Annotated in this window: 6 protein-coding genes; 3 read left to right on the top strand and 3 right to left on the bottom strand. The window is 70.2% G+C overall.

The annotated features are described in order from the left end of the window. The first annotated feature begins 501 nt into the window (after nucleotides 1-501). The gene (locus VGR06_RS03270; RefSeq protein WP_327557424.1) at nucleotides 502-1,539 is read left to right on the top strand and encodes a HoxN/HupN/NixA family nickel/cobalt transporter; all 1,038 of its coding nucleotides are present in this window, start codon (nucleotides 502-504) and stop codon (nucleotides 1,537-1,539) included. Between the two features lie 409 nt (nucleotides 1,540-1,948). On the opposite strand, the gene VGR06_RS03265 is transcribed toward VGR06_RS03270, so the two are convergent. Together VGR06_RS03265 and VGR06_RS03260 are read right to left on the bottom strand one after the other, a co-directional pair. Next, nucleotides 1,949-3,202 carry an MFS transporter gene (locus tag VGR06_RS03265; protein WP_327557422.1) on the bottom strand — a complete coding sequence of 418 codons (1,254 nt, stop codon included), beginning with the start codon at nucleotides 3,200-3,202 and terminating at the stop codon, nucleotides 1,949-1,951. 16 nt (nucleotides 3,203-3,218) lie between these two features. Further along, nucleotides 3,219-4,805, bottom strand: a complete 1,587-nt coding sequence (locus VGR06_RS03260; RefSeq protein WP_327557421.1) for an AMP-binding protein — start codon at nucleotides 4,803-4,805, stop codon at nucleotides 3,219-3,221. Between the two features lie 290 nt (nucleotides 4,806-5,095). Here VGR06_RS03260 and VGR06_RS03255 point away from each other — a divergent pair, with 290 nt between their 5' ends. Both VGR06_RS03255 and VGR06_RS03250 read left to right on the top strand, forming a co-directional pair. Then, on the top strand, nucleotides 5,096-5,602 hold the full coding sequence (locus tag VGR06_RS03255) for a sigma-70 family RNA polymerase sigma factor (protein ID WP_327557423.1): 507 nt from the start codon (nucleotides 5,096-5,098) through the stop codon (nucleotides 5,600-5,602). A gap of 32 nt (nucleotides 5,603-5,634) precedes the next feature. Next, nucleotides 5,635-6,381 carry a maleylpyruvate isomerase family mycothiol-dependent enzyme gene (locus VGR06_RS03250; protein ID WP_327557420.1) on the top strand — a complete coding sequence of 249 codons (747 nt, stop codon included), beginning with the start codon at nucleotides 5,635-5,637 and terminating at the stop codon, nucleotides 6,379-6,381. A gap of 1 nt (nucleotide 6,382) precedes the next feature. Here the strand turns inward: VGR06_RS03250 and VGR06_RS03245 are convergent, their stop codons facing one another. After that, the gene (locus VGR06_RS03245; RefSeq protein WP_327557419.1) at nucleotides 6,383-8,092 is read right to left on the bottom strand and encodes a condensation domain-containing protein; all 1,710 of its coding nucleotides are present in this window, start codon (nucleotides 8,090-8,092) and stop codon (nucleotides 6,383-6,385) included. Nucleotides 8,093-8,130: the final 38 nt, after the last annotated feature.

Raw genomic sequence — 8,130 nt, 5'->3', positions numbered from 1 at the left:
TGGTTTTGCTCTTTCGGGTGAATGGGGGTGCTGCGGCTTGTTGGGGTTTGGGGGCGGTGCGCGGGTGGGGGGCAGGGCGTCCGCCCTGCCCGCGCTGTGCGCGGCCCCAGGGGTCGCAGAGGCTCCGGGGTCAAGGGTCGCGGCCGACTTTTGCCGAACTGCGCACGTCGAGGCGTCTGGCCGCGATCGGCGAAGCCGACGCCGCAGGCGCCCTTGAGGCCGGAGGGGCGACCCCGCACAATGCGCGCCGCCCCCGAACCCACCCCGAAACCGCGCACCTGACCAACCCCGAAGCGCCGCACCCCGACCAACCCCCAAGTACGCACACCCATCCACCCCCCACCCCACCTCCGAACCCCCTACATCACACCTTCCTGCACCTACTTGGCAATAACCACACGGTGGCGCAGGATGGGCACCATGGATGATCGGAGGACAGCACCCGTGACCCCCACCAGCATCCGCCGCTGGAACCGCGGCGAGTGGACCACGATCGCCGCGATGGCCGCCTTTGTCATTTTGCTCAACGTAGTCGGCTGGGGACTCCTCGTACTCGTCGTCAGCCCGCACCAGTATGCCCTCGGCAACGGCACCGCCTTCGGCATCGGCCTCGGGGTCACCGCCTACCTGCTCGGGGTCCGCCACGCCTTCGATGTTGACCATATTGCCGCCATCGACAACACCACTCGCAAACTCGTCGGCGAGCGAAAGCCCTCACTCTCCGTCGGTCTGTGGTTCTCCCTCGGTCACTCCAGTGTGGTCTTCGGCCTGTGCGTCCTCGTCGGCCTCGGCATCCGCGCGCTGGCGAACCAGGTCGGCGACGAATCGTCCCAACTGCAGCAGACCACCGGGCTCATCGGCACGATCGTCTCCGGCGTCTTCCTGGTGCTGATCGGGCTGCTGAACCTGATCTCCCTGGCCGGCATCACCCGGGTCTTCCGCCGTATGCGCAACGGACACCTTGACGAGGCCGAGCTGGAGCACCATCTCAACAACCGCGGCTTCCTCGCCCGCATCCTCAACCGGGTCATGCGCTCGGTAAGCAAACCGTGGCACATGTACCCGGTCGGCCTGCTCTTCGGCCTGGGTTTCGACACCGCGACGGAGATCTCGCTGCTCGTCCTCGCCGGTGGCGCCGCGGCGTTTTCCCTGCCGTGGTACGCCATCCTGACGCTGCCGATCCTGTTCGCCGCCGGGATGAGCACGTTCGACGCGGCCGACGGGGCGTTCATGTCCGCTGCGTACGGGTGGGCGTTCCTGCGGCCGGTGCGCAAGGTGTTCTACAACCTGACGATCACCGCGCTCTCGGTCACGGTGGCCCTGGGCATCGGCCTGGTCGAGCTGCTCGGGCTGCTCGCCGAGAAGCTTGACATCACCTCCGGCCCGCTGGCCTGGATCGGCGCGATCGACCTGGAGTATGTCGGCTACGCCGTTGTGGCTCTATTCGTGGTCACCTGGCTACTCGCCGTCGCGATCTGGCGATTCGGCCGCATCGAGCAGCGCTGGGATCGCCGCCCGGCCACCGAGGCGGCCCGCTAACACGCCATTCTATAAAGAGCCGATCGTTAGATAGGCTCCAACTTACGGATAGCTTACAGCCTTCTGGAGGCGGCCATTCGGGCTATTTACTTCCAGGCCCGGCGGCACTACTTTTCAAGTTGACGACGCTAGTGCGGCTTCGGTCATCACAGGCGTCGTCTTCTTGGTTCACCAATGTAACTGACCGTATGCGGGCAAAGGAGGATCGAATGCGTACCGTGCGGACCGCCTCCGAGTAAGGCATAGCTGACCAACTGACCACGCAACCGACAGATAGGAGGGTCGAATGCGTACCGTGCTGGCTGGCTCCGAGTGAGCTGATAAGGAACCGCGAGCGGTACGGAATCATATTGCGTGATTCCTGGTCACGTTCGTGAAGACCGTGAAACACGGTCAGGGGCCGGTGAGACTACGGTTTTGCTGGCCCCTCTGTCATCTCCTCCTCTCTCACCTCGGCCGGCACGAGGGACATGCCGCGATAACGCAGCAGCGGCAGCAGCGTGGCCGCCAGGTACACGACCCCGCCGACCAGGATCGGGGCGGTCAGGCCGAACCCGCTCACTGACCACCCGGCGAGCAGCCCACCCACCGGGAACCCGGCGTAGGCGACCGCGGCCACCAACCCGAACACCCGGGTCTGGAGATCGCTGGGCACCCGGCCGTACAGGGTTGCCCCCAGGATCGGGTTCACCGCCGACATCGCCAGTCCACACAGGAACGTCACGGCCAGCACCACGCCCAGGTTGTGGCTCGACCCCAACACGAACAGCCGCGGTGCGCCACTGATCGCGAGGCACACGGCGAACACGACGTACCGCGTGAGCTTCACGGCGAGCGCGGTGAACACCAGGTTTCCCACGACCGCGCCGGCCGCGAACGCACCGAGAATGGTGCCGAGCGCGGCTGGGGAATGCAGCACATCGGACACCCAGAGCGGGATGAACACGGTCGTCGTCGCCTGGTTCACCATGTTCGCGAAGAACACCATGGCCAGCATGCTGAGCAGCAGCCGATCGCTGCCCAACTGCCGGGCACCGGCACGCAGCGCGCGCAGGTACGGCTCGGCGGGTTTGCTTTCCTGCTTCGGCTCGCTCCCGGCGGTCACCAGCGTGGCGAAGATCAACGCGGACGCGGCATAGGACACGGAGTCGACCCAGACCGCGCCCTGCGCACCGAACCAGAAGATCAGCAGGCCGCCGACCGGCATGCCGACCAGGGTGGCGCCGTTGTCCAGGCCGTCGTAGATCGCGGTCACCCGGGCGATCGGGACGCCGGCGGTCTCCGCGGCAGGGCGGAGAAGCACGTGCTTGGTGCGGTCGCCGACCCCGCGGATCATGCCGGAGATGGCCACCATGGCGAGGATCGTGGGCAGACCGATCCGCGGGCTGGCGGCGATGACCGCGGTGGTGATCGTGCTGACGGTGTCCGCGGTGATCGCGGTGGCTCGCAGGCCCAGCCGGTCAGCCAGCGGCGTGCCGAAGACGCTGGCGGCCAGATAGGGGATCATGGTCGCGCCGACCACCAGACCCATGTCCGCGGGGCTGCCGGTGGTGACCAGCACCAGCCACGGGATGGCCACAACGGACACCCGGCTGCCCATCGAGGACACGGTGCTCGCGGTCAGCAGCGCGACCAGGCCTAATCGGCTGGGGGAATCACTCACGGCCGGACCCCGCGATTCATGTGGGGCTGCCGATCGTGTCGGGGGCGGTGGTCGGATGAGCGGCGGCCCAGGCGGCCCTGAGCGCCTTGACGTCGACCTTGCCGTTGGCGGTGTGCGGCAGGTCCGCGACGAACTCGATGGTCTGCGGCACCCAGGATCCACCCAGGTTCTCCGCGATCGGCTCGGACAGTTCCTCCGCGGTGACCGCCGACCCTTCGGCCGTCACCACGTACGCGTACGCGACTTCGCCGAGCGTGTCGTCCGGCACCCCGATCACCGCGGCCGCCCGCACCTCCGGGTGCGCCGAGAGCACCTCCTCGATCGGTCGCGGGAAGATGTGCTCGGCACCCATCCCGGTGATGATCATGTCCTGCACCCGGCCGACCAGATGCAGGTAGCCGTCCTCGTCGGCGTACCCCAGGTCCCGGGTCCGCAGCCACCCGTCCACCAGCCGCTCCGCGGTGAGCTCCGGCTGCCCCATGTACTCCAGCAGGCACAGCTTGCTCGACGCCCACAACTCGCCGACCTCGCCCGGCGGCAGCCGGTTGCCGTCCTCGTCGCGGATCTCCACCCGGACGTCACCGTACGGCTTCCCGCACGAGCGCAGCCGGTCCGGATGATCCGGGTCCACGGTCATGTTCGGATAGTCCGAGATGTACGGCAGCTCGGAGAGCCCGTACGTCATCCGCACCACCGGCCCGAACCGCTCGATCGCCTGCCGCAGCCGGGCCGGCGTGACCGCCCCGCCGCCCAGGCTCAGCAGCTGCATGCTGCTGTGGTCGGCGGTTTCCACCAGCGGATCGTCCAGAATGGCGTTGAGCATCAACGGCGCGATGTACCCCGACGTGACCCGGTGCTCCTCGATCGCTTCCAGGTACTCCCAGGACCGGAACCGGAACGGGATGAACAGCGTGCCCCCGCTGGTCAGGTTCAGCAGCGCCGCGGCCTGCCCGGCCGCGTGCCACATCGGGGTGAGCGACAGGTGCCGCAGGTGCGGGCGGCCCCGTGCCTCCCACTCCTCGCCGAGCGCGGTCATCTGCTCGAACATCCCGGCGCCGTGCCGGATCAGCTTCGCCCGGCCGGTCGTCCCGGTGGTCTGGTAGATCGACTCGACCGCGCCCATGGCGGTGGCCAGGTCGAACGGCTCCACCGGCGACGCCGCAGGCACCAGCAGGTCCGGTCCGAGCCCGTCCGGCCCGAGGCAGTGCACCGGCACGCCCAGCTCCTCGGCCAGCTGCCGCCCCACCTTCGCATGCCGCGTGCGGGTGTCGTAGATGAACCGTTCCGGCGGCACCAGCGCCAGGTACTCGTCGATGTCGCGGCGCGGCGAGTCCGACTCGATCCACGCCGTCCGGCACCCCAGCAGGTGCAGGGCGAGCTGCAGCAGCGGCGCCTCCGGCGGGTGCGCCACCACGATCCCCACGGTCATGCCCGGCCGGTACCCGTCGTCCCGCAGCCGCGCCGCCATGTCCAGGATCAGCGCCCGCGCCTGCGCGTACGTCCACCGCCCCTCCCACTGGATCCCGACGATCGCGTCCCGATCGCCGTACCCGGCGAACAGCTCAAGAGCCCGCAGGACATACCCCGGCCGTGCTTCCACCATGGATCTCCCACCATCCGTAGGGGCCCTAAGCATTTCTGGCACCCCACCCCACGGACTAGCGCCAATCGGCCTACGCCAACCGGCCGGCCACTGCTCCGAACCGACCGGTCAACCAGGACAGCGCACAGACGGGTGACGCCGAGTAGCTGTGCCCCGACTTGCTCAGCGTGCTCGGCGCCCTCCGCACGGTGGTTACCCGTGCCGGTGTGGATTGAAGCCTGCGAGCGGCAACCTCGGCCGGGGCTTCGCCGTATTGGAGGCGTGGCGCGGCATGACGCGGAGTTCGGCGAATACTTCGGGGCGCGGTTCGACTGTATGCCCGGTGGTCGCGGATCAGGGTGGAATCCGTCGACGCGTATTTGCGGACGGTGGTGACCCGATTGTTCCTGGATCGCGGGCGCGGCCAGCGGTCCCGGGAGCATACCGTTTCCGAGGTGCCGGAATTGCCGGCGGCGGACCGGACCCGGGCCACCGACGAGCGCGACGCCGTCCGGTCGGCGCTGGGCCAGCTCTCGCCCAGCCAGCGCGCGATTCTGGTGCCGCGTTACGGCCTGGATCTGCCGGTGGAGCAGGTGGCCGGAATTCTCCGGTGCTCGCCGGGAAACGTGAAAAGCCAGGCGGCGCGCGGAATGCAGAACGGCCGCGAGTACGTCATCACCGGCGCCGGCTGGGGCAGCGTGAACCTGAAGCCGGCCAAGGATGGCGTCGGGTCGTTCCTCGACGGGGGCCGCGGGTCCCTGCCCCTGACCGGGGAGCAGCCCACCCGGCCGGGGGAGCGGCTCGCCGCGCTGGGCTGAATTTGTCGGACCCCTGTGCCAGGCTCCCGGGCATGGAGAAGTCGACGTATCTGGACTGCCTCGAACACGACTACCGCCGGCTGCGCGAGGTCGCGGCCGGCGCGTGGTCGTCACCCGTGCCGAGCTGTCCCGGATGGACGATGGCCGACCTGGTCCGGCACGTCGCCGAGGTGTACCTGCACAAGACCGAGATCATGCGCACCGGCGCCGCCCCGGAACCGTGGCCGCCGGATCTCAGCGGCGAGGATCCGGTGGTCGCACTCGACCGGGCCTACACCGGGCTGGTCGCCGAGCTCACCGCGCGCAAGCCGGACGAGCCGGCGCTCACCTGGTACGGCCCCGACCAGACGGTCGGGTTCTGGGTCCGCCGGATGGCGCACGAGACCGTGATCCACCGGGTGGACGCGGAGCTCGCGGCCGGTGTCGCGCTGGCACCGATCCCCGAGGCGCTCGCCGTGGACGGCATCGACGAGGTGCTGGTCTGCTTCCTGTCCTTCGCCTCCCACACCTGGCTCGAGTACTTCACCGAGCAGCTGACCGGCGCCGGCGGGCAGACCGTCATAGTCGAGTCCGGCGACAGCCGCTGGTCGGTCCGATTGACCCCGGAGGGCGTCGACGTCACCCCGGGTGGTGGCGCCGCCGAGGCCCGGATCAGCGGGTCGCCGACCGACGTGCTGCTCTGGCTGTGGCGCCGGGCCGGCGACGACGCCGTGCGGCGCGACGGCGACCCGAGCCTGGTCGCCCAACTGCACGCGTTACTCGGCCCGGCCACGGAGTAGCTCAGTGGGAAGCAACGTCACGTTGCTTCCCCACCAGGCGGCCGGAGCCCTGCGCGACCACCGGTTGGGCCGCCCAGGCTCCGGCGTCGTGCGGGTTGCCCGGGGCGCGGGCGCAGATCACATAGCGGCTCGGCGCGACCGCGGTGTAGCGGCCGGCCAGGGCCGCCACGCAGCGTTGGTGAACCTGGTGCGGGGTAAGGGAACGGCCCGGGTCGGCGACGTAGGCCGTCAACCGGCCGGGCCGGGCGACGACCAGGCTCGGCCGCCCGTCGAGCACGTCGTCGAGGAGTGCTTGGACCGCGGCCGGATCGACCCAGCACGAGTCGAGCCACACCCAGTCCGGGCCGCGCTCGACCGGCCGGATGCCGGTGATCTTCGAGACGTCCGCCACCGGTACCGGCCGCTTCGCCGAGGCGATCACCAGCGTCTCGATGGCGCGCAGGAACTCCTCGACGTCCGGCAGGTAGCGGGTGTCGCCGTAAAGCGTGAGCTCGACCTCGCGCCCGGCGCGGAGCACGGTGAGGTAGCAGGCCACCGGGTAGGACGACCGGTGCAGCCACTGGAACGTGGTGTCCCGCAGCGCCCGCACCACGTCCTTGAGGTTCGGCGGCGTGGCGTCCACCGGCCGGTCCTCGCGGTGCGCGCCGACGTCGTTGAACACGCAGTCGCGGTGGAACCGGGTGCCGCGCTCGGCCGCGATCGCGTCCATGACCGGGTACAGCCGGCGCGCCTCGAACTGGCTGTGCCGGTACGCGCTCATCGTGGCCACCCGCATCCCGGCGACCACAGTGTCCACGGTGGACTCGGTGGACGCACCGAGCTCGAACGGGACCAGCGCGTCCTGCGCGATGGTGCCGACGAAACCGGCCATACCCGGCCGGAACCGGTTCCCGCAGATGGACACCAGCGCACCGCGCGGGTTGCCGGTCCGCACCCCGAGGAGCGTGGCGAATGCGGCCAGCAGCACCGTCGAGTGCCCGGCGCCGGTCCGCGCCGCGAGTGCCGGCAGCACCAACCCGGCCGCCCGCGACCGCAGGTGCCCCTCCCGGTTCCCCGCCGGCCCCTGGTGCGGGACGGAGAACACGCACTGCGGCATCGCCCGCAACTGTGTGTCCCAGTACCGCAACGCGGCCTCCGCGGTCCGCCGGGCCAGCGGCGTCCGCTCGTGCCCGGCCTGGTCGACCGGCTGCGGCCCGACCGGCCCGACCGTGCGCGCCCCCGGATCGGCGAGCAACCCGGCGAACTGCTCACGCACCATCGCGATGCTGGCGAAATCCCCGGCCAGATGCGACAGCGCGAGCGCCGCGAGGTACGGCACGCCATCCCGCGTCGCCACCGCCACCCGGAACGGCAGGTCCCGCCCGAAGTCGAACCGCCGCGCCACGATCCGCTCGCGCAGCACGGACTCCACGTCCGCGCCGTCGATCTCGTGCAGCTCCGCGACCAGCCGGCCCGAGCCGCGCACGGTCTGGGTCGCCGGCGGGCCGGGCTCAACGGTGGTCCGCAGCGCCTCGTGCCGGGCCAGCAGGATCGCCAGCGACGCCCGCACATCCTCGACGCCACACCCCGCCGGCACCGGCACGAACGAGCAGAGCACCTCGGACCGCTCCTGCTCCCGCACCCCGATCCACTCCAGGACGTTGGCCTGTCCCAGCGTGACCGGCCCGGAGCCGGCCCGGAGCCCGGTGAACTCGACCTCGAGCTGTCCCATCTCGGCCTCCCTAGCACGCGGAAGGCCAGCCTATAGGT

The organism is Actinophytocola sp., from assembly GCF_036002505.1.
Classification (GTDB): Bacteria; Actinomycetota; Actinomycetes; order Mycobacteriales; family Pseudonocardiaceae; genus DASYTH01.
The sequence above is the reverse complement of the archived record's forward strand: the minus strand, read 5'-3'. Positions and strand labels throughout refer to the sequence as shown.